Raw genomic sequence first — 21,588 nt, forward strand, 5'->3', positions numbered from 1 at the left:
AAAAGCCCCGAATCGATCGGGGCTCTTGGCGGATCAAGTGCAATAGCTACTGAAACAGCGACTCACTGGACAGCCCGTTCTTTTCGAGGATCTCCCGCAGGCGCTTGAGGCCCTCAACCTGGATCTGCCGAACCCGCTCACGGGTCAGGCCAATCTCCAGGCCGACATCTTCAAGGGTACTGCTCTCGTGCCCTCGCAGACCAAAACGACGAACCACCACTTCGCGCTGCTTTTCGGTCAACTCGGAAAGCCACTGATCGATGCTTTGTGACAGATCGTCGTCCTGCAACAGTTCACAAGGGTCTGTCGGACGGTCATCGGTCAGGGTATCCAGCAGGGTCTTGTCCGAATCCGGGCCCAGAGAGACATCGACCGAAGAAACCCGCTCGTTCAGACCGAGCATGCGTTTGACTTCAGCCACCGGCTTCTCCAGCAGGTTGGCGATTTCTTCGGGGGAGGGTTCGTGATCGAGTTTTTGCGTCAACTCACGGGCGGCGCGCAAGTAGACATTGAGTTCTTTGACCACATGAATCGGCAACCGGATGGTCCGGGTCTGATTCATGATCGCCCGCTCGATGGTCTGACGGATCCACCAGGTGGCGTAGGTCGAGAAGCGGAAGCCGCGTTCCGGATCAAACTTCTCCACCGCTCGAATCAGCCCGAGGTTGCCCTCTTCGATCAGGTCCAGCAGCGACAAGCCACGATTGACATAACGACGGGCGATTTTCACCACCAGTCGCAAGTTGCTTTCAATCATGCGTTTGCGCCCGGCCGGATCACCACTCTGCGACAATCGCGCAAAGTGCACTTCCTCTTCGGGAGAGAGCAATGGAGAAAAACCGATTTCATTGAGATACAACTGCGTCGCATCGAGCGCGCGCGTGTAATCAATGTACTTATGTTGCTTTAGTGAAGCGGAGCTTTTGGATTTGGCGCGAACGGAAGGTGGAGTTACCCCCTCATTATTCGACATCGAATCCATATCGATGCTGCTCTCCATAAGGAGAACCTCATCGTCGATGTCAAACTCCGGCACTTCTTTACTGAGAGCCATTGTTATAGTCCTTTGGTGAGTTCGACCTCAGGCTCAAGCGGCGCCTTTATCCCTGGCAACGCTGGAGCCTGTTCCCTCTACGTGAGCGGAACAGGCTGGTAACGGATCAACGACGTGGCAGGAATTGCAGCGGATCTACAGGTTTACCTTGTCGGCGAATCTCAAAGTGCAGTTTCACCCGGTCTGTACCAGTTGATCCCATCTCGGCAATTGTCTGTCCGACTTTGACCTGCTGTCCCTCCCGAACCAATAGCTTGCGGTTGTGGCCGTAAGCACTGACGTAGGTTTCGTTGTGTTTGATGATGACTAATTCGCCGTAGCCCCTTAAGCCACTCCCGGCGTAAACCACCGTCCCATCAGACGCAGCTAAAACAGGCTGTCCCAAATCCCCGGCGATATCAATGCCTTTATTCAAACTACCGTTTGAAGAGAATTTTCCAATGAGAACGCCGTTCGAAGGCCAGCCCCAACCCGTCGGAGCGGGGCCTGCAGGCGCCACCGGAGCAGGCGCTGGCTTGCTCGCAGGGCTGGTAGTGGCAGCCGTCGCCGGAGCGGTTGTTGTCCCTACCGGGCGACGGATGACGGTGGTCTTGCTAGAGGAAGAGGCACTGGACTGGGTGCTGGTAACCACCGTGGCCGGTGCGGTGCCGGTGCGGCCATCAAAGCGAATGACTTGCCCGGGATGGATGGTGTAAGGCTCGGCAATGTTGTTACGCGCGGCGAGAGCCTTGTAGTCCCAGCCATAGCGGAAGGCAATGGAAAACAAGGTATCGCCGCGACGTACTGCATATTCCCCGGTGGTCACGGTTGGGCGCTGCGGCGCAACATTATGACTGCGCTCGACCACCCCCACGCTGCTGGATTTGGTGCTGGAGCAACCGACCAACAAGGAGCTCAAGGCAAGGCCAATCATCAGTCGCTGAAAGCTTGTTGTACCCATACGCTGCGCAATGACTGTGAGGCTCACCCGCCGCTCCCTTTGTGGTGGTTGACGATATAGATTGCCTGACTCAGGCGTGGAATGACGCAAGTATAACTGCACGCCAATGCTTTACCGCTGGCAAAGCGCAAGGGACGACTGCAAGAACTTGCCGTTGACCGTCGCATCACTCATTGACGATCGCTACGGCACTAAGACACAGCCTGCCAGACAGAATTCACCTCTGACCTGATAAATGCCTTCAGGCCAGGGGACCGTTGAGCAACGGCACAAAACGCACCGCTCCCAGCACATGTCGGGCAAAGCCCTGTTCTTCACGGATGATCAGCATCAGTTGCTGCACCTCCCCCGCGCCTACCGGAATCACCAAGCGCCCGCCAGGCGCCAATTGATCGAGCAGAGCCTGAGGAATATCGGTGGCCACGGCAGTGACGATAATGCCGTTATAGGGGGCCAATGCCGGCCAGCCTTCCCAGCCGTCGCCCCAGCGAAACACCACGTTGCGCAGGTTCAGCTCCTGCAACCGTTCCTTGGCCCGGTCCTGCAGGACCTTGATCCGCTCCACCGAAAACACCCGTTCCACCAGTTGCGACAGCACGGCCGTCTGATAACCCGAGCCAGTGCCGATCTCCAGCACCTTGTCCAGCGGGCCAGCCGCCAGCAGCAGCTCGCTCATGCGCGCCACCATATAAGGCTGGGAGATCGTCTGGTTGTGGCCGATAGGCAGCGCTGTATCTTCATAGGCACGATGAGCCAAGGCTTCATCGACAAACAGATGCCGTGGTGTACGCCGAATCACTTCCAATACCTGAGGATTGGACAGCCCCTCGTCATAAAGACGCTGAATCAGGCGTTCGCGGGTTCGCTGGGAGGTCATGCCGATCCCCCGCCGCAGCAGATCATCTTGCTCACGAGCCATCAGCGAAGCCCCTCCAACCAGCCATCCAGGCTCTTGAACGCATCATTGAAGGTGCGATCCAGTTGCAGCGGCGTAATCGACACATAACCTTGCATCACTGCATGAAAATCGGTGCCCGGACCACCGTCCTCGGCGTCACCGGCGGCCGCGATCCAGTAACCCTCCTTGCCACGCGGGTCGACCACCTTCATCGGGGCCGCAGCACGAGCACGGTGGCCCAGGCGGGTCAGCTGGATGCCACGAATATGATCAAGCGGCAGGTTGGGAATATTCACGTTCAACACCGTCCGTGGTGGTAAATCCAGCAAGCCCTGGGCTTGCACCAGCTTGCGCGCGAAATAGGCAGCGGTCGCAAGGTTCTCTACCTGGCGCGACACCAGCGAAAAAGCAATCGCCGGGCGCTGCAGAAAACGGCCTTCCAGCGCTGCGGCGACCGTCCCGGAATACAACACGTCATCACCGAGGTTGGCGCCCAGGTTGATGCCCGATACCACCATGTCCGGATCGTGTTGCAGCAGGCCGTTCAGCCCGAGGTGAACACAGTCCGTGGGGGTACCGTTGATGCTGATAAAACCGTTGCCAAGGGTATGCGGATGCAACGGACGATCGAGCGTCAGCGAGCTGCTGGCGCCGCTTTTGTCTTGATCCGGTGCAATCACCATGCACTCGGCGTAATCCGCCAGCGCAGCGTGCAACGCGGCGATACCGGGTGCCGTTACCCCATCATCGTTAGAAATCAGAATGCGCATGAGCTGTCCGTCTGCCCCACCGGCACCAGATCGACGAGTTCACGCACCAAGGCGGTGGCGAAACATCCGGCCGGGAGGACGAATTCCAGTTGCAGAATATCAGGCTCGGGATAATGCCACGTCAAACCGCCAATGGGCAGCCGCAGGATGCGTCGTTCGTGGCTCATGCCGGCTTTAATCAGCCAATCACACAGTGCCACCTCACGGCCGGCAATCTGTTGCTCAAGCTCATGGGACACACCGCCCGCGGGAGAGTCACCCTCCCCCCACAACGGACCAGTGGGGTGCAGGTCGAGAATCGCCAGGCGGGGGTCCGAGCATTCATCCGGCCCGGCCACGAAAAAACTGCGACTGTCGGTGAACGCCAACAGATCCCCCACTTGCGCCTGCTGCCAGCTGCCGTCCGCCACTCGCGCCGCCAGCAGCTGGTTGAACAGGTAGCTGCGGGCCGTGGAAAGCAGACGGGAACGCACATTACGCTGCTCTGGCAGAGCCTGGCGCGCCGCCCAGCCACGAGCGTCCACCAGGTTGCCGCCGTCGTGACCAAAACGCTGGGCGCCGAAATAGTTGGGAATCCCACGCTGGGCGATCAGCTGCAGGCGCTCATCGATGGCCGAGTGATCGGCCTTGAGCTCTGTCAGGCGCAGGGTAAACCCGTTGGCCGCATGAGCCCCGCGCTGCAGCTTGCGCTTGTGACGAGTGGCCTTGAGGATTTTCAGGGTATGGTTTTCTGCCGCGCCAAGATCCGGGTCAGCCTTGCCCGGCAGTTGCACACTGAACCATTGACGGGTCAGCGCCTGGCGATCCTTGAGCCCGGCATAGCTTACGGTGCGCAACGATACCCCGGCCGCCTTGGCAATCCGCCGCGCGGCTTCTTCGGTATTCAAGCCACGCTTTTCCACCCACAGCCACAGGTGCTCGCCCTCACCGCTCAGCGGGATGTCGAGGACTTCATCGACTTGGAAATCTTCGGCAGTGGCCTTGAGTACGGCACTGCCCAGGGCATCGCCATAGGCCCGCGGGCCCAACAGTTGCAGTTCATTCATGGGCGTAGCAACAAGGCCACGGAGTGCACCGCGATGCCTTCCTCGCGGCCGACGAACCCGAGTTTTTCGGTGGTGGTTGCCTTCACGTTCACTTGGTCCAGTTCAACTTGCAGGTCCTCGGCGATCAAGGCCCGCATGGTTTCAATATGAGGGGCCATTTTCGGCGCCTGAGCGACGATGGTGTTGTCGACGTTGCCGACCTTCCAGCCCTTGGCATGGACAAGCGCGACAACATGCCGCAGCAGGACACGGCTGTCGGCGCCTTTGAATTGCGGATCGGTATCCGGAAAGTGCTTGCCGATATCACCCAACGCCGCAGCGCCCAGCAGGGCATCGCTAAGTGCGTGCAGCAGCACATCACCATCGGAGTGCGCGAGCAGCCCGCAATGGTGGGCAATACGCACCCCGCCCAAAGTGATGAAATCGCCCTCAGCGAAACGGTGCACATCGTAGCCGTGGCCAATACGCATAAAAAAACGCCCCGAAAAAGTCAGGGCGTGATTCTACCTGCTTTGGCAGGTATTAGGCGTTAAGAGCACGTGCATGGTGCTGCAAGTGATCACCTATGAAACTGGCGATAAAGAAGTAGCTGTGGTCATAACCTGGCTGCATGCGCAACGTCAGCTCATGCCCGGCATTCTTTGCCGCTTGCTGCAGGACCTCAGGCTTGAGCTGGCTGGCGAGGAAGTCGTCACGATCCCCCTGATCCACCAGCAACGGCAGCCTCTCGGTGGCGTCACTGATCAGTACGCTGGCGTCCCACTCGCGCCAGCGTGAGCGCTCTTCTCCCAGATAACGGGAAAACGCCTTCTGCCCCCAAGGACAATCCATGGGATTACTGATGGGAGCGAAAGCCGAAACCGACTGATAGCGACCGGGATTACGCAACGCGCAGATCAATGCCCCGTGACCGCCCATGGAATGCCCGCTGATCCCCCGCTTCTGCGAAGCGGGGAAGTGAGCCTCCACCAACTCCGGCAGCTCGTTCACTACATAGTCATGCATCCGGTAATGCTGGGCCCAAGGCTCCTGGGTCGCGTTCAGATAGAACCCGGCTCCCAGGCCAAAGTCCCAGGCGCCCTCCGGGTCACCGGGCACACCAGCGCCGCGAGGGCTGGTATCCGGAGCGACAATGATCAAGCCCAGCTCCGCAGCCATGCGCTGGGCTCCGGCCTTCTGCATGAAGTTTTCATCGGTACAGGTCAGGCCGGACAACCAGTAAAGCACCGGTAGCTTGCCGCCCTGTTCCGCCTGGGGCGGCAAGTACACCGCGAACACCATGTCGCAGCCCAACACCCGGGAATGATGCTTGTAGCGCTTGTGCCAGCCGCCGAAGCTTTTCTGGCAGGAAAGGTTTTCCAGACTCATCGCAGACCTCCAGCGACAAGCCGCAAGCTTCACGCGGCAAGCCGGTATTTCGCGCTTGCCGCTTGAAGCCCACCGCTTGCCACTGTTCTTAGAAGTGAATGACGGAGCGAATGCTCTTGCCTTCGTGCATCAGGTCGAAAGCCTTGTTGATATCTTCCAGGCCCATGGTGTGGGTGATGAAAGTGTCCAGGGGAATCTCGCCGGTCTGGGACATTTCCACGTAGCTTGGCAGTTCGCTGCGACCGCGCACGCCACCGAAAGCCGAACCACGCCATACGCGGCCGGTCACCAATTGGAAGGGACGGGTCGAAATTTCCTGGCCAGCACCGGCCACGCCGATGATCACCGACTCGCCCCAGCCCTTGTGGCAGCATTCCAGAGCTGCGCGCATCAGTTGCACGTTGCCAATGCACTCGAAGGAGAAATCCACACCGCCATCGGTCATGTCGACGATGACATCCTGAATCGGACGATCGAAGTCCTTGGGGTTGACGCAGTCGGTGGCGCCCAATTGCTTGGCGATCTCGAACTTGGCCGGGTTGATATCGATGGCAATAATGCGTCCGGCCTTGGCCTTGACCGCACCGATTACCGCCGACAGGCCAATGCCGCCCAGGCCGAAGATGGCCACGGTGTCACCGGCCTTGACCTTGGCGGTGTTGATCACCGCACCAATGCCCGTGGTCACGCCGCAACCCAGCAGGCAGACCTTCTCCAGGGGCGCTTCCTTGGGGATCTTGGCCACGGAGATTTCCGGCAGCACGGTGTACTCGGAGAATGTCGAGGTACCCATGTAGTGGAAAATGGGCTGGCCCTTGTAGGAGAAACGCGTGGTGCCATCAGGCATCAAGCCTTTGCCCTGGGTTGCACGAATGGCCTGACAGAGGTTGGTCTTGCCCGACAGACAGAATTTGCACTTGCCACATTCCGGGGTGTACAGCGGGATCACGTGATCGCCCACGGCCACCGAGGTCACGCCCTCGCCGACCGCTTCCACCACCGCCCCCCCTTCATGGCCGAGGATCGCTGGAAAGATGCCTTCCGGGTCAGCACCGGACAGGGTGTAGGCGTCGGTGTGGCAGACGCCGGAAGCGACGACCCGCAACAGCACTTCGCCGGCCTTGGGCATGGCGACATCCACTTCGACGATTTCCAGGGGCTTCTTGGCCTCGAAGGCTACAGCAGCACGTGACTTGATCATCCTGACTCTCCAGCGAATAAAAACGAGGCGGTGAGTGTAAAACAGCGCAATGCGATGAATAATCCAGGCAAAAGCAAAACATTATTGCCATGCAGGGATAATCAATGAGCGAAAACCGTTGGGAGGGCATCGATGAATTTGTCGCGGTTGCCGAATGCAGCCAGTTCACTGCCGCCGCCGAGCGCCTGGGGGTTTCCTCCTCTCATATCAGCCGTCAGGTGATGCGCCTGGAAGAGCGCTTGCAGACTCGCCTGCTGTATCGCAGTACCCGCAGGGTGACCCTGACCGAGGCCGGGCAGACCTTTCTCCAGCATTGCCAACGCTTGCAGGATGGTCGCGAGGAAGCACTGCGAGCCGTGGGGGACCTGACCAGCGAGCCCAAGGGCATGCTGCGCATGACCTGTGCGGTGGCCTATGGCGAGCGTTTCATCGTGCCACTGGTCACGCGTTTCATGAGCCTTTACCCGCAATTGCGGGTGGACATCGAATTGAGCAACCGCCCTCTGGACTTGGTGCACGAGGGGCTCGACCTGGCCATTCGCCTGGGACGCCTGCAGGACTCGCGCCTGGTCGCCACCCGCCTGGCACCACGCCGCATGTACCTCTGTGCCTCGCCCTCCTATCTGGAACACTACGGGCGTCCTCACAGCCTTTCGGAACTGAGCCGGCACAACTGCCTGATCGGCAGTTCGGACATTTGGCAACTGGAACTGGATGGGCGCGAATTTTCGCAGCGGGTGCAGGGTAACTGGCGCTGCAACAGCGGACAGGCAGTGCTGGATGCGGCGCTGCAAGGCGTCGGACTGTGCCAGCTGCCGGACTACTACGTTCTGGAACACCTGCAGGACGGTACTCTGATTTCCTTGCTGGACGCTCACCAGCCACCCAACACCGCAGTCTGGGCGCTGTATCCACAACAGAGGCATCTGTCGCCGAAAGTGCGCAAGCTGGTGGATTATCTCAAGCATGGCTTGGCCGAACGCCCGGAATACCGCGGCCTGTAGCCGCTGCCGCAGGCTGCGACGACCAGGTTCAGCGCAAGTCAGCGATCAGCGCCGATTGGACCAACGCTGGCGCAACCACTCAAGGTCCTCGGGGCGAGTGACCTTGAGGTTGTCGGAACGGCCTTCGATCAGGCGTGGCGCCTGCCCGGCCCATTCCATTGCCGAAGCCTCATCAGTGATCGCCACATCGGCCACCAGGCTGTCGGCCAAGGCACGATGCAGCGCTCCGAGGCGGAACATCTGCGGCGTATAGGCTTGCCAGATCAGGCTGCGATCCACGGTTTCCAAAACCCTTCCGTGCTTGTCGATCCGCTTCAGGGTGTCCCGGGCCGGCACCGCCAGCAGGCCGCCCACAGGGTCATCCATCAACTCACCCAGCAGCTTGTCCAGGTCATCCCGGGACAGATTCGGTCGCGCGGCGTCGTGAACCAGCACCCAGTCTTCATCGGCTGCGCCCTGGGCGTGCAGATGGAGCAAGGCATTGAGCACCGAGCCGGAACGCTCCGCGCCACCTTCGACCCGCTGAATCCGCGAGTCATGGGCGCAGGCCAGGGTCGGCCAGTAGGGATCGTCAAGCGCCAGGCTGACCACCAGCCCCTTGAGGCCTGGATGGTCGAGAAAACAGCCAAGGCTGTGTTCGAGAATTGTGCGTCCGCCCAGTTGCAGGTACTGCTTGGGACGGTCCGCGGCCATGCGAGCACCAATGCCCGCGGCAGGAATCACGGCCCAGAAGGCCGGCAACAGATCGCTCATTGGGCCAACTGGTAGAGGGTTTCACCCTCCTTGACCATGCCCAACTCATGGCGAGCCCGTTCTTCCACGGTCTCCATGCCCTTCTTCAACTCCATGACTTCCGCATCAAGTACGCGATTTCGCTCCAGCAAACGCTCGTTTTCAGCGTGCTGGTCGGCAATCTGCTGAGTCAGGTCAGCTACCTGGGCCAAGCTGCCGTTCCCCACCCACAGGCGGTACTGCAAGCCAGCCAGCAGCAAGAGCAAGACCAGGAACAACCAATTGGGACTGCGCATCGAATATCGGGTATCCAGTGAAAAAAGACAGCCATGCCAACAACTTCGGACCTACTGATAGCACGAAGCCTGGAAGACCCAGGCTTGTGCTCTTAAGGCATCAGATTAGTGGCAAAAAACTCGCTGTAGCGATTTTCCTGACACAATCCGGTGTCTTTTTACCATCTACGGCTTAGCCGCGAAACTCGCCGCGACCGTTGTACTTGGCCTTGCCGTTCAATTGCTCTTCGATACGCAGCAATTGGTTGTACTTGGATACGCGGTCGGAACGGCACAGGGAGCCGGTCTTGATCTGGCCAGCCGAGGTGCCCACGGCCAGGTCGGCAATGGTCGAATCTTCGGTTTCGCCGGAGCGGTGCGAGATCACGGCGGTGTAACCGGCAGCCTTGGCCATCTGGATGGCTTCCAGGGTTTCGGTCAGGGTGCCGATCTGGTTGAACTTGATCAGGATCGAGTTGGCGATCTTCTTGTCGATGCCTTCTTTCAGGATCTTGGTGTTGGTCACGAACAGGTCGTCACCGACCAGTTGCACCTTCTCGCCGATCTTGTCGGTCAGAATCTTCCAGCCAGCCCAGTCGGACTCGTCCAGGCCGTCTTCGATGGAGATGATCGGGTAACGCTGAGTCAGACCCTTGAGGTACTCGGCAAAACCTTCGGCGGTGAACACCTGGCCTTCGCCGGACAGGTTGTACTTGCCATCTTCATAGAATTCGCTGGCGGCGCAGTCCAGAGCCAGGGTCACGTCGGTGCCCAGGGTGTAACCGGCGTTGGCCACCGCTTCGGAGATCACTTTCAGCGCGTCTTCGTTGGAAGCCAGGTTCGGTGCGAAACCACCTTCGTCGCCCACGGCAGTGTTCAGGCCACGGGCCTTCAGCACGGCTTTGAGGTGATGGAAAATCTCGGTGCCCATGCGCAGACCTTCCGAGAAGGACTTGGCGCCAACCGGCTGCACCATGAACTCCTGGATGTCGACGTTGTTATCGGCGTGCTCGCCACCGTTGATGATGTTCATCATCGGTACTGGCATCGAGTAGACGCCTGGAGTGCCGTTGAGGTTGGCGATATGGGCGTACAGCGGCAGGTCCTGGTCCTGGGCGGCGGCCTTGGCGGCGGCCAGGGACACGGCGAGGATAGCGTTGGCACCCAGGGTGGCTTTGTTCTCAGTACCGTCGAGCTTGATCATCGCCTGATCCAGCGCTTTCTGGTCGATCGGGTCTTTACCCAGCAACAGGTCGCGGATCGGACCGTTGATGTTGGCTACCGCCTTGAGCACGCCCTTGCCCAGGTAACGGCTCTTGTCGCCATCACGCAGCTCCAGCGCTTCGCGCGAGCCGGTGGAAGCACCGGACGGCGCGCAGGCACTGCCGATGATGCCGTTGTCGAGAAGCACGTCCGCTTCGACAGTGGGGTTGCCACGGGAGTCGAGAACTTCACGACCTTTGATGTCGACGATTTTTGCCATTGTTGTAAACACTCCAAAGTTGACGAAAACGACGCAGCTGTAGGAAATTTTTTACCGTCGGCAAGGCGGGGAAAGCGGGCAGTCTTGCAGACGATAAGGCTCAGGCCCGGGGGCCTGAGCAATAATCGTGCGGTACTTTACCGGAGAAATCGGTTTTACGCGGTTTCTACCGTCGGAAAACTCTTGACCAGTTCGTCCAGCGCCTTGAGCTGAGCCAGGAACGGCTCGAGCTTGTCCAGGCGCAGGGCGCAAGGACCGTCGCACTTGGCGTTGTCCGGATCCGGATGAGCCTCCAGGAACAGACCCGCCAGCGACTGGCTCATGCCGGCCTTGGCCAGGTCGGTGACCTGGGCCCGGCGACCGCCAGCGGAGTCGGCGCGACCGCCCGGCATCTGCAGGGCGTGGGTGACGTCGAAGAATACCGGGTATTCGAACTGCTTCATGATGCCGAAGCCGAGCATGTCCACAACCAGGTTGTTGTAGCCGAAGCTGGAACCACGCTCACAGAGAATCAACTGATCGTTGCCCGCCTCTTCGCACTTGCTCAGGATGTGTTTCATTTCCTGAGGCGCGAGGAACTGAGCCTTCTTGATGTTGATCACTGCGCCCGTCTTGGCCATGGCCACTACCAGGTCGGTCTGCCGCGAGAGAAACGCCGGCAACTGGATGATGTCGCAGACTTCGGCGACCACGGCGGCCTGGGCCGGCTCGTGGACGTCGGTGATGATCGGCACGCCAAAGGCCTGCTTCACGTCTTCGAAAATCCGCATGCCCTCTTCCAGGCCTGGGCCACGGTAGGAGGTCACCGACGAACGGTTGGCCTTGTCGAAGCTGGCCTTGAACACGTAGGGGATACCGAGCTTCTCGGTCACCCGCACGTATTCTTCACAGACCTGCATCGCCATGTCGCGGCTTTCCAGCACGTTCATGCCGCCGAACAGCACCATCGGCTTGTCGTTGGCGATCTCGATGTTGCCTACGCGGATGATCTTCTGCGCCATCAGGGTCACGCCTTCTTCTGGTGTTGAGCCAATGCAGCTCTGACGAAACCGCTGAACAGTGGGTGACCGTCACGTGGCGTCGAGGTGAACTCGGGGTGGAACTGGCAAGCGACGAACCATGGATGATCCGCAGCTTCGACCACTTCAACCAGCGCGCCGTCGCCCGAGCGACCGGAGATCTTCAGACCCGCCTCGATCAGTTGTGGCAGCAGCTTGTTGTTCACTTCATAGCGGTGGCGGTGACGCTCGACGATCACGCCCTTGGCGTAGCAGTCGTGCACTTTGGAGCCTGCTTCGAGCAAGCATTCCTGAGCGCCCAGGCGCATGGTGCCGCCCAGATCGGACGCTTCGTTACGCACTTCCACGGCACCGGTCGCGTCTTCCCACTCGGTGATCAGGCCGACGACCGGGTGACCGCTGGCGCGATCGAACTCGGTGGAGTTGGCATCTTTCCAGCCCATCACGTTACGGGCGAACTCGATGACCGCCACTTGCATGCCCAGGCAGATACCCAGGTACGGCACCTTGTTCTCGCGGGCGTATTGCACCGCAGTGATCTTGCCTTCCACGCCACGCAGGCCGAAACCGCCCGGGACCAGGATCGCGTCAACGCCTTCCAGCAGCGCGGTGCCTTGGTTCTCGATGTCTTCGGAGTCGATGTAGCGCAGGTTGACCTTGGTACGGTTGGTGATGCCGGCGTGACTCATCGCTTCGATCAGCGACTTGTAGGCGTCCAGCAGCTCCATGTACTTGCCGACCATGGCGATGGTGACTTCGTGCTCTGGATTGAGCTTGGCGTCCACCACCTTTTCCCACTCGGACAGGTCGGCGCCGTTGCATTGCAGGCCGAAACGCTCGACGACGAAATCGTCCAGCCCCTGGGCATGCAGCACGGCCGGAATCTTGTAGATGGTGTCGACGTCTTCCAGGGAGATCACCGCACGCTCTTCAACGTTGGTGAACAGAGCGATCTTACGGCGCGAGGAGACATCCACAGGATGGTCGGAGCGGCAGATCAGCACGTCAGGTTGCAGGCCGATGGAGCGCAGTTCCTTCACCGAGTGCTGGGTCGGCTTGGTCTTGGTCTCGCCAGCGGTGGCGATGTACGGAACCAGGGTCAGGTGCATCAGCATCGCGCGCTTGGAGCCGACTTCGACCCGCAGCTGGCGGATGGCTTCGAGGAACGGTTGCGACTCGATGTCGCCCACGGTACCGCCGATTTCCACCAGGGCCACGTCGGCATCGCCGGCGCCCTTGATGATGCGACGCTTGATTTCGTCGGTGATGTGCGGAATCACCTGGATGGTAGCGCCCAGGTAATCACCACGGCGCTCCTTGCGCAGCACGTGCTCGTACACGCGGCCGGTGGTGAAGTTGTTGTTCTGGGTCATGGTCGTGCGAATGAACCGCTCGTAGTGGCCCAGGTCCAGGTCGGTCTCGGCGCCGTCGTGGGTGACGAACACTTCACCGTGCTGGAACGGGCTCATGGTGCCCGGGTCGACGTTGATGTACGGGTCCAGCTTGAGCATGGTGACCTTAAGCCCCCGCGCCTCCAGGATGGCCGCCAATGAAGCCGAGGCAATGCCTTTCCCCAATGAAGAAACAACACCGCCCGTGACGAATATGTAGCGCGTCATGAAAAACCCTAGAAGTCTGCGTTAAAGCGGTCAGTGCCGCCGGGGAAAGCGAAGGAAGGCCGAAGCCCCCGATCACCTGCATTAATCACAGTGCACCTTTCAAAAAAACCGCCGCGTGGTGACAGACCGGATGCAAAAACACCGGAAGGTTGCTCGCTACACATTTTTTGGAATCGCCCAGCAAAGACGGCTTGGTAATCGGCAACTGCTGCGATTCAGGCGAATCCACAGAAGTTGTATCAAGAAGGGAGCGTAGTCTACCGGAAAGCCCCTTTCAGCTCAAACCTTGATCGCTGTTCGGTGGCAGCCACTGCAATTGCCAGCCGGCCTGGGGGTTTGCCGCAAGCGCCGGCAGGTTTGCCACCGCCAGCAACCGCTCACCCTGATACAGCAGCGGCAATCTGCCACGGACGAAACCCGGCACCGTGCTTTCATTGAGCAGACGCTTCAAGTCTCGATGACCACGCCCAGCCAGGTGCATGATTTCCCCACCCTGGCGATAGCGGATCTGCAGCGCCCCTGTCGGCGCTGGCCCAAGGAACGCCACTTGGCCGTTACCTGGCAATGGCAAGGGATGTTGCGGGCTGGACCACGGTAACCGTCCGTCGACCCGTTGCAGCCAGGCGCCGGACAGCCACCAGATTCGTCCTGCGGCGCGGTGCAGTTCTCCATCGGCCAAACGCCATACCGGCTGGCCTTCGGCCGCGGCATCTCGAAGGCTGTCCCAGCCGCGCCAATGATCGGTATCCGGCAAGCGGCCAAAACAGCTCAACCAATGACTCAAGGCGTTGCGCTGGCGCGCCGCAGACAACCCCAGCAAAGGCCCGAGCGCCAATGAAGGCAGGCTCAGCCAGGGGCAGTCGCTCAACGTCTGCGCCGCGTCCAGATCGATGATCGCCAGCTCATCGAGCAACCCCCGGGCTTCGCTCAAGTGTGCGGCACTGCGGCTCATGCTGAGCGCCGCCTGTGGCCAGCGCGCAGTCAGCACCGGCATGACCTGATGGCGCAGGTAGTTGCGCGAATACTGATGATCGGCATTGGAAGGGTCTTCGACCCAGCTCAGTCGATGCTCTGCGGCATAGCGCTCCAGCTCGGCACGCGACACATCAAGCAATGGCCGCAGCAGGTTTCCGCCCCCCAGCGGGCGGACTGGCGGCATCGCCGACAAGCCCCGGACTCCGGCACCGCGCAACAGCCGGAACAGCAGGGTTTCTGCCTGGTCATCACGATGCTGCGCCGTCAGCAGCAGTTCATTGCTCGCCGTCAGCCGCGCGAAAGCACCGTAGCGCGCCTCGCGAGCGGCACGCTCGAGGCTGGCACCACTCGGCACCTGCACATGAATCACCTGCAACGGCAGCCCCAATGCGGCACAGACCGCCTGACAATGCGTCGGCCAGGCGTCGGCCACCGCCTGTATGCCGTGATGAACATGCACGGCCGCAAGAGGCGGAAGGCAATGCTGTTGCGCCAGATCGGCGAGCAGATGCAGAAGGACGGTGGAATCCAGGCCACCTGAGAACGCCACGCGCCAGACCTTGGCATCACGCCAGGGCGTCAGGCTGCGCAGCAGTTTGGCGGAGAGAGAGTTCATGACGCGTTCAAGACCTGTAGGCGCGGCCGGCTGGCAGAGTGCTTGCCCGTAATAAGCAACAACGCCGCCATCGAATCGATGGCGGCGCCTGGGTCGCGAACCAGCGTGCCCCTACAAGGAGCGGCGGCGCTCGATCAGAGACCGTAGCTCATCAGGCGGTCATAACGACGGGCCAGCAGGGTGTCGTTATCCATTTCCTTGAGCATTGCCAGTTGCGAGCTCAGTTCGGCACGGATCGAGGCTGCCGCAGCGGCCGGATCACGATGGGCGCCGCCCAGTGGCTCGCCGATCACCTTGTCGACAATGCCCAGGCCTTTCAGACGCTCGGCGGTGATACCCATGGCTTCGGCGGCATCGGCAGCCTTTTCCGAGGTTTTCCACAGGATCGAGGCGCAGCCTTCCGGCGAGATCACCGCGTAGGTGGAGTACTGCAGCATGTTCAGTTGGTCGCAAACGCCGATGGCCAATGCACCGCCGGAACCGCCCTCACCAATCACAGTGGCGATGATCGGGGTCTTCAGGCGCGCCATGACCCGCAGGTTCCAGGCAATGGCTTCGCTCTGGTTGCGCTCTTCAGCGTCGATGCCTGGATAGGCGCCCGGCGTGTCGATGAAGGTCAGGATCGGCATCTTGAAGCGCTCGGCCATCTCCATCAGGCGGCAGGCCTTGCGGTAGCCTTCCGGACGCGGCATGCCGAAGTTGCGGCGGACCTTCTCGCGTACTTCACGGCCTTTCTGGTGACCGATGATCATCACCGGCTGCTCGTCCAGGCGGGCAACCCCACCGACGATCGCGGCATCGTCGGAGAAGTGGCGATCGCCATGCAACTCGTCGAATTCGGTGAAGATGTGCTGGATGTAATCCAGGGTATACGGACGACGCGGGTGCCGCGCCAGACGTGCGATCTGCCAGCTGGTGAGCTTGCCGAAGATATCCTCGGTCAGGGTATTGCTCTTGTCCTGCAGGCGGGAAATCTCATCGCCGATATTCAGCGAATTGTCATTACCGACCAAGCGCAACTCTTCGATCTTGGCTTGCAGGTCGGCGATCGGCTGTTCGAAATCAAGAAAATTCGGGTTCATAGGCGTCCGTCTGGGCTCGACGTCCAAGGGGGCTTGGGCCGGCCGGTTGTCTATTCGCGCCCTACCTTAAGGGACGGGCGCGTTGAGGTCGAGATTAAAAATTCAAGTGACGATGAGGCGCAATGATGGCGCCTCTCCGTCAACGGTATTGGAGGAAGACGTTGTCTCGCCCGAACTGGTCACGCAGGGCTTGAATCAAGCTGTCCGCCGGATCGATCCGCCAGCTCTCGCCAAACTGCAGCAAGGCCTTGGCGTCATCCCGGGTGTATTCCATGGTAATCGGGCACGCGCCGCGGTGACGCTTGAACAGATCGCCCAGCCAGCGTAGCTGATCGCCCTTCAAGGCATCGCTATGGATTTTCAGGCGCAGGCTTTCCGCCAGGTTGGTCCGCGCGTCTTCCATGCTCATCACCCGCTTGACCCGCAAGCGCAGGCCGCCGGAGAAATCGTCGTTACTGACCTCGCCCTCCACCACGACCATGGCATCGGTCTGCAGCAGCGACTGCGCCGAGTGGAACGCATCGGCAAACAGCGAGGCCTCAATCCGCCCCGAGCGGTCGTCGAGGGTGATGAAGCCCATCTTGTCGCCCTTTTTGTTCTTCATCACCCGCAGGGCGATGATCATCCCGGCCACGGTCTGGGTATCCCGGGCCGGCTTCAGGTCGATGATGCGCTGACGGGCGAAACGACGGATCTCTCCTTCGTATTCGTCAATCGGGTGCCCGGTCAGGTACAGCCCGAGGGTGTCTTTCTCCCCTTTCAGGCGTTCCTTGAGGGTCAGTTCCTTGGCCTTGCGGTGGTTGGCGTAGACATCCGCGTCCTCATCAACGAACACCCCGCCAAACAAGTCGGCGTGACCACTGTCATGGGTACGGGCGGTCTGCTCCGCGGCCTTGATCGCTTCTTCCATGGCTGCCAGCAGCACCGCGCGGTTCTGGTCGATGTTGGCCTGATAAGCCTTGGGCTCATCGAAGAAATGCGGGCCTAGGCGGTCCAGGGCGCCACTGCGGATCAGGCCATCGAGGGTCCGTTTGTTGATGCGCTTGAGGTCGACTCGGGCACAGAAATCAAACAGATCCTTGAAAGGACCTTCCTCACGGGCTTCGGTAATGGCTTCCACCGGCCCCTCGCCGACGCCCTTGATCGCTCCCAGGCCGTAGACGATGCGACCTTCGTCATTCACCGTGAACTTGAACTCGGAGGTGTTCACGTCCGGCGCGTCGAGGCGCAGCTTCATGATCCGCACTTCCTCGATCAAGGTCACGACCTTGTCGGTGTTGTGCATATCCGCGGAGAGTACCGCCGCCATGAACGGCGCCGGGTAGTGCGCCTTGAGCCAGGCAGTCTGGTACGACACCAGGCCGTAGGCGGCGGAGTGAGACTTGTTGAAGCCGTAGCCGGCGAACTTTTCCACCAGGTCGAAGATGTTGCCCGCGAGGTCGGCGTCAATGTTGTTGCTGGCGCAACCTTCAATGAAACCGCCGCGCTGCTTGGCCATTTCCTCGGGTTTTTTCTTACCCATGGCACGACGCAGCATGTCCGCACCGCCGAGGGTGTAGCCGGCCATGACCTGGGCGATCTGCATCACCTGTTCCTGGTACAGGATGATGCCGTAGGTCGGCGCCAGTACCGGCTGCAGGCCGTCGTACTGATAGTCCGGGTGCGGGTAGGCCAGCTCGGCGCGACCGTGCTTACGGTTGATGAAGTCATCCACCATGCCCGATTGCAGAGGGCCCGGACGGAACAGGGCCACCAGTGCGATCAAGTCTTCCAGGCAGTCGGGCTTGAGCTTCTTGATCAGCTCCTTCATGCCCCGGGATTCAAGCTGGAATACCGCGGTGGTTTCAGCTTTCTGCAACAGGCTGTAGGTCGGCTTGTCGTCCAGCGGGATAAAGGCGATATCCAGCGGTTCCTCGCCGACCTTGGCGCGGTCGCGGTTAATGGTTTTCAGCGCCCAGTCGATGATGGTCAGGGTCCGCAGACCGAGGAAGTCGAACTTCACCAGACCCGCTGCCTCGACGTCATCCTTGTCGAACTGGGTAACCAGGCCACCGCCCTCTTCATCGCAATAGATCGGCGAAAAGTCAGTGAGCTTGGTTGGCGCGATGACCACACCACCGGCGTGTTTACCGACGTTACGCACCACGCCCTCAAGCTTGCGCGCCATCTCCCAGATTTCCGCCGCCTCTTCATCGACCTTGATGAAGTCCCGCAGGATCTCTTCCTGCTCGTAGGCTTTTTCCAGGGTCATGCCGACTTCAAAGGGAATCATCTTCGACAGGCGGTCGGCCAGGCCGTAGGACTTGCCCTGGACCCGCGCCACGTCACGGACCACCGCCTTGGCCGCCATGGAACCGAAGGTGATGATCTGGCTCACCGCATTGCGGCCGTATTTCTCGGCCACGTAGTCGATCACCCGATCGCGACCGTCCATGCAGAAGTCGACGTCGAAGTCGGGCATGGATACCCGTTCCGGGTTAAGGAAACGTTCGAACAGCAGGTCATATTCCAGCGGATCGAGGTCGGTGATCTTCTGCACGTAGGCCACCAGGGAACCGGCACCCGACCCCCGGCCCGGGCCTACCGGAACGCCGTTGCTCTTGGCCCACTGGATAAAGTCCATCACGATCAGGAAGTAACCGGGGAACCCCATCTGGATGATGATATCCAGCTCGAAATTCAACCGGTCAACATAGACCTGGCGCTTGGCTTCGTAGTCCTCGGTGGTGTCCTTGGGCAGCAGCACACTGAGGCGCTCGTCCAGTCCGTCGAAGGAAACCTTGCGGAAGTACTCATCGATGGTCATGCCATCGGGAATCGGATAGTCGGGCAGGAAGTGCTTGCCCAGCTTGACCTCGATATTGCAGCGCTTGGCAATCTCGACAGTGTTTTCCAGCGCCTCGGGCAGGTCGCTGAACAGCTCGGCCATTTCCTCGGCGCTTTTCAGGTACTGCTGGTCGCTGTAGTTCTTTGAGCGGCGTGGGTCGTCCAGGGCCCGGCCTTCACCGATGCACACCCGGGTTTCGTGGGCCTCGAAATCTTCCTGCTTGATAAAGCGCACGTCATTGGTGGCCACCAGCGGCGCGCCGATCTTGTCGGCCAGGGCAACAGCAGCGTGCAACTGCTCTTCGTCGTTGGGCCGATTGGTGCGCTGCACTTCCAGATAGAAGCGCTCGGGGAACACCGCCATCCACTCCCGGGCCAGGGTTTCGGCAACCTCGAGATCGCCGGCGATCAGGGCCATGCCGATCTCGCCCTCCTTGGCCGCCGAGAGCATGATCAGGCCTTCCGCAGCCTCCGCCACCCACTCGCGCTCGATGATGATCTGGCCATTGCGCTGGCCATCGATGAAGCCGCGGGAAATCAGCTCGGTTAGATTGCGATAACCCACGGCGTTCATCACCAGCAGGCTGATGCGGCTCAGGGGGTTGTCCGGATCCTTGTTCGACAGCCACAGGTCGGCGCCGCAGATCGGCTTGATCCCCGCGCCCATGCTGTTTTTGTAGAACTTGACCAGGGAACACATGTTGTTCTGGTCAGTGACCGCCACCGCCGGCATGCCCATGCCGCTCAGCGCCTTGACCAGCGGCTTGATCCGCACCAGACCGTCGACCAGGGAATATTCAGTGTGCAGGCGCAGGTGAACGAATGAAGCCGGCATAGTGATCCTGTAATAAGCGCGAAAACAACAAGGCCCGGATTGTACCGGGCCTCGACTAAAACATCAGCCTCAGGACTGAATCTCGCCCAGCGCCTCGCGGGCTTCGTAGGCTTGCCGTACCGGGGCAAAGGAGCGCCGGTGAATCGGTGTTGGCCCCAGGCGAGCCAGGGCTTCCAGATGCACCGGCGTCGGGTAACCCTTGTGGCCGCCGATCCCGTAACCCGGGTAGATCAGCTCGAAGGCAGCCATTTCGCGGTCACGGCTGACCTTGGCCAGGATCGATGCCGCGGCTATTGCCGGAACCTTGCTATCGCCCTTGACCACTGCCTCGGCCGGCATCGCCAGCTTCGGACAACGGTTGCCATCGATCATCGCCAGCTTGGGGGTGACGCTCAACCCTTCCACCGCCCGCTGCATGGCCAGCATGGTTGCGTGGAGAATATTCAGTTCGTCGATCTCCTCGACTTCAGCCCGGGCAATGCACCAGCTCAGGGCTTTCTCGCAGATTTCGTCGAACAGCTTCTCGCGCCGGGCTTCAGTGAGTTTCTTCGAGTCGTTGAGACCGATAATCGGCCGCTTCGGATCAAGAATCACCGCTGCAGTGACCACCGCGCCGCACAACGGGCCACGGCCGACTTCGTCGACACCGGCCACCAGGTCCTCGGCATCCGCCACCAAGGTGAAATCCAGGCCCATCTGCATCTTCGCGTTACTCACTGTGATTTGCCGATCAGCCCAAGCACCGCTTGCGCGGCCTGGTTGGATGCATCGCGGCGCAAGGTTCGGTGGATCTCGTCAAAACCTCGGGTCTGCTCTTCGCCCCCCTCGATCAGCGGCGACAAGGTTTGCGCGAGGGCTTCGGCAGTGGCGTCATCCTGCAGCAGCTCCGGCACCAGCAAGCGCTGAGCCAGCAGGTTCGGCAAGGAAATGTACGGACTCTTGACCATCCGCTTGAGAATCCAGAAGGTCAGCGGCGCCAGACGGTAGGCCACCACCATCGGACGCTTGTAGAGCAACGCTTCCAGGGTCGCGGTACCGGAGGCGATCAACACCGCATCGCAGGCGGCCAAGGCCTTGTGGGACTGACCGTCGAGCAAGGTCAGCGGCAGATCGCGATTGGCCAGCAGCTCTTCGAGCTGGATACGTCGCTCCGGACTGGCGCAAGGCATGATGAAACGCACCCCCGGGCGCATGGCCCGCAGACGCTGAGCGGCATCAAGGAACAAGGCTCCCAGGCGCCCGACTTCGCCACCGCGACTGCCAGGCATCAAGGCCACCAACGGACCTTCGGGCAGCCCCAGATCGGCACGCGCGGCAGCGCGATCGGCTTCCAGGGGAATGGCATCGGCCAGGGAGTGGCCGACGAACTTCACCGGCACGCCCTTCTCTTCATAGAAGCGAGCTTCGAAGGGGAACAGGGTTAGCATAAGGTCGCAGCCTTCGCGGATCTTCAGCACCCGCTTCTGCCGCCAAGCCCAGACCGAAGGGCTGACGTAGTGCACGGTCTTGATACCGGCCTGACGCAACTTGAGCTCAATATTCAGGGTGAAATCCGGAGCATCGATACCGATGAACACATCCGGTTTTTCAGCGATCAGGGTCTGGATCAGCTTCTTGCGCCGAGCCAGCAGCTCACGTAGGCGTCCCAGCACCTCCACCAGCCCCATGACCGCCAGGCGCTCCATGGGAAAGTACGAAACAAGGCCTTCGGCCTCCATCAGCGGACCGCCGACCCCGATGAATTCGACGGCCGGGTGCTGAGCCTTGAGGGCTCGCATCAAACCGGCGCCGAGAATGTCGCCGGAGGCCTCGCCAGCCACCAGCGCAATACGCAGAGTGCTCATG

The 21,588-nt window shown here is 60.7% G+C and carries 19 protein-coding genes; 1 reads left to right on the plus strand and 18 read right to left on the minus strand.

Annotated elements, in window-relative coordinates:
* Positions 1-46: 46 nt before the first annotated feature.
* From rpoS to LXM55_RS06455, 8 genes are all read right to left on the minus strand, one after another.
* Positions 47-1,054, minus strand: coding sequence for an RNA polymerase sigma factor RpoS (gene rpoS, locus LXM55_RS06420; RefSeq protein ID WP_233319631.1), 1,008 nt, complete (start codon positions 1,052-1,054; stop codon positions 47-49).
* 106 nt (positions 1,055-1,160) lie between these two features.
* Complete coding sequence (locus LXM55_RS06425) at positions 1,161-2,021, minus strand: peptidoglycan DD-metalloendopeptidase family protein (RefSeq protein WP_233319632.1); 861 nt, start codon at positions 2,019-2,021, stop codon at positions 1,161-1,163.
* 214 nt (positions 2,022-2,235) lie between these two features.
* The gene (locus LXM55_RS06430) at positions 2,236-2,871 is read right to left on the minus strand and encodes a protein-L-isoaspartate(D-aspartate) O-methyltransferase (RefSeq protein WP_169892832.1); all 636 of its coding nucleotides are present in this window, start codon (positions 2,869-2,871) and stop codon (positions 2,236-2,238) included.
* Positions 2,872-2,912: 41 nt separating this feature from the next.
* Positions 2,913-3,662 carry a 5'/3'-nucleotidase SurE gene (gene surE / locus LXM55_RS06435; RefSeq protein ID WP_233319633.1) on the minus strand — a complete coding sequence of 250 codons (750 nt, stop codon included), beginning with the start codon at positions 3,660-3,662 and terminating at the stop codon, positions 2,913-2,915.
* On the minus strand, positions 3,650-4,708 hold the full coding sequence (gene truD, locus LXM55_RS06440; protein ID WP_233319634.1) for a tRNA pseudouridine(13) synthase TruD: 1,059 nt from the start codon (positions 4,706-4,708) through the stop codon (positions 3,650-3,652). Before truD ends, surE begins: the two co-directional genes overlap by 13 nt.
* Positions 4,705-5,178 (minus strand): 2-C-methyl-D-erythritol 2,4-cyclodiphosphate synthase, encoded by a 474-nt coding sequence (gene ispF / locus LXM55_RS06445; protein WP_233319635.1) that lies wholly within the window; start codon positions 5,176-5,178, stop codon positions 4,705-4,707. Before ispF ends, truD begins: the two co-directional genes overlap by 4 nt.
* 52 nt (positions 5,179-5,230) lie before the next feature.
* Positions 5,231-6,076, minus strand: a complete 846-nt coding sequence (fghA, locus tag LXM55_RS06450) for an S-formylglutathione hydrolase (RefSeq protein WP_233319636.1) — start codon at positions 6,074-6,076, stop codon at positions 5,231-5,233.
* Between the two features lie 88 nt (positions 6,077-6,164).
* A complete protein-coding gene (locus tag LXM55_RS06455; RefSeq protein WP_016964682.1) occupies positions 6,165-7,277 on the minus strand; it encodes an S-(hydroxymethyl)glutathione dehydrogenase/class III alcohol dehydrogenase in 1,113 nt (370 codons plus the stop codon).
* A gap of 104 nt (positions 7,278-7,381) precedes the next feature.
* Here LXM55_RS06455 and LXM55_RS06460 point away from each other — a divergent pair, with 104 nt between their 5' ends.
* A complete protein-coding gene (locus tag LXM55_RS06460) occupies positions 7,382-8,281 on the plus strand; it encodes a LysR family transcriptional regulator (RefSeq protein WP_233319637.1) in 900 nt (299 codons plus the stop codon).
* A gap of 45 nt (positions 8,282-8,326) precedes the next feature.
* Here LXM55_RS06460 and ispD read toward each other — a convergent pair whose 3' ends face one another.
* The 10 genes from ispD to lpxB all read right to left on the minus strand — a co-directional run bounded on the left by ispD (position 8,327) and on the right by lpxB (position 21,587).
* Complete coding sequence (gene ispD, locus LXM55_RS06465) at positions 8,327-9,034, minus strand: 2-C-methyl-D-erythritol 4-phosphate cytidylyltransferase (RefSeq protein ID WP_233319638.1); 708 nt, start codon at positions 9,032-9,034, stop codon at positions 8,327-8,329.
* Positions 9,031-9,309 (minus strand): cell division protein FtsB, encoded by a 279-nt coding sequence (gene ftsB / locus LXM55_RS06470; protein ID WP_011059544.1) that lies wholly within the window; start codon positions 9,307-9,309, stop codon positions 9,031-9,033. Before ftsB ends, ispD begins: the two co-directional genes overlap by 4 nt.
* A gap of 172 nt (positions 9,310-9,481) precedes the next feature.
* The gene (gene eno, locus LXM55_RS06475) at positions 9,482-10,771 is read right to left on the minus strand and encodes a phosphopyruvate hydratase (RefSeq protein WP_011059543.1); all 1,290 of its coding nucleotides are present in this window, start codon (positions 10,769-10,771) and stop codon (positions 9,482-9,484) included.
* Between the two features lie 155 nt (positions 10,772-10,926).
* Entirely contained in the window at positions 10,927-11,772 is an 846-nt protein-coding gene (kdsA, locus tag LXM55_RS06480) for a 3-deoxy-8-phosphooctulonate synthase (RefSeq protein ID WP_011059542.1), read from the minus strand.
* Positions 11,773-11,777: 5 nt separating this feature from the next.
* A complete protein-coding gene (locus tag LXM55_RS06485) occupies positions 11,778-13,409 on the minus strand; it encodes a CTP synthase (protein WP_233319639.1) in 1,632 nt (543 codons plus the stop codon).
* Positions 13,410-13,683: 274 nt separating this feature from the next.
* Positions 13,684-15,000 (minus strand): tRNA lysidine(34) synthetase TilS, encoded by a 1,317-nt coding sequence (gene tilS / locus LXM55_RS06490; protein WP_233319640.1) that lies wholly within the window; start codon positions 14,998-15,000, stop codon positions 13,684-13,686.
* 134 nt (positions 15,001-15,134) lie between these two features.
* A complete protein-coding gene (locus LXM55_RS06495; RefSeq protein ID WP_015634338.1) occupies positions 15,135-16,082 on the minus strand; it encodes an acetyl-CoA carboxylase carboxyltransferase subunit alpha in 948 nt (315 codons plus the stop codon).
* A 139-nt stretch (positions 16,083-16,221) separates the two neighbouring features.
* Positions 16,222-19,743: a DNA polymerase III subunit alpha gene (dnaE, locus tag LXM55_RS06500; RefSeq protein WP_233319641.1), complete on the minus strand. Its 3,522-nt coding sequence runs from the start codon at positions 19,741-19,743 to the stop codon at positions 16,222-16,224.
* Positions 19,744-19,812: 69 nt separating this feature from the next.
* Positions 19,813-20,445 carry a ribonuclease HII gene (gene rnhB, locus LXM55_RS06505; protein WP_233319953.1) on the minus strand — a complete coding sequence of 211 codons (633 nt, stop codon included), beginning with the start codon at positions 20,443-20,445 and terminating at the stop codon, positions 19,813-19,815.
* A gap of 11 nt (positions 20,446-20,456) precedes the next feature.
* A complete protein-coding gene (gene lpxB / locus LXM55_RS06510) occupies positions 20,457-21,587 on the minus strand; it encodes a lipid-A-disaccharide synthase (RefSeq protein WP_267924146.1) in 1,131 nt (376 codons plus the stop codon).
* Position 21,588 lies beyond the last annotated feature (1 nt).

It is taken from the genome of Pseudomonas sp. Au-Pse12, assembly GCF_021341665.1.
Lineage (GTDB): Bacteria > Pseudomonadota > Gammaproteobacteria > Pseudomonadales > Pseudomonadaceae > Aquipseudomonas.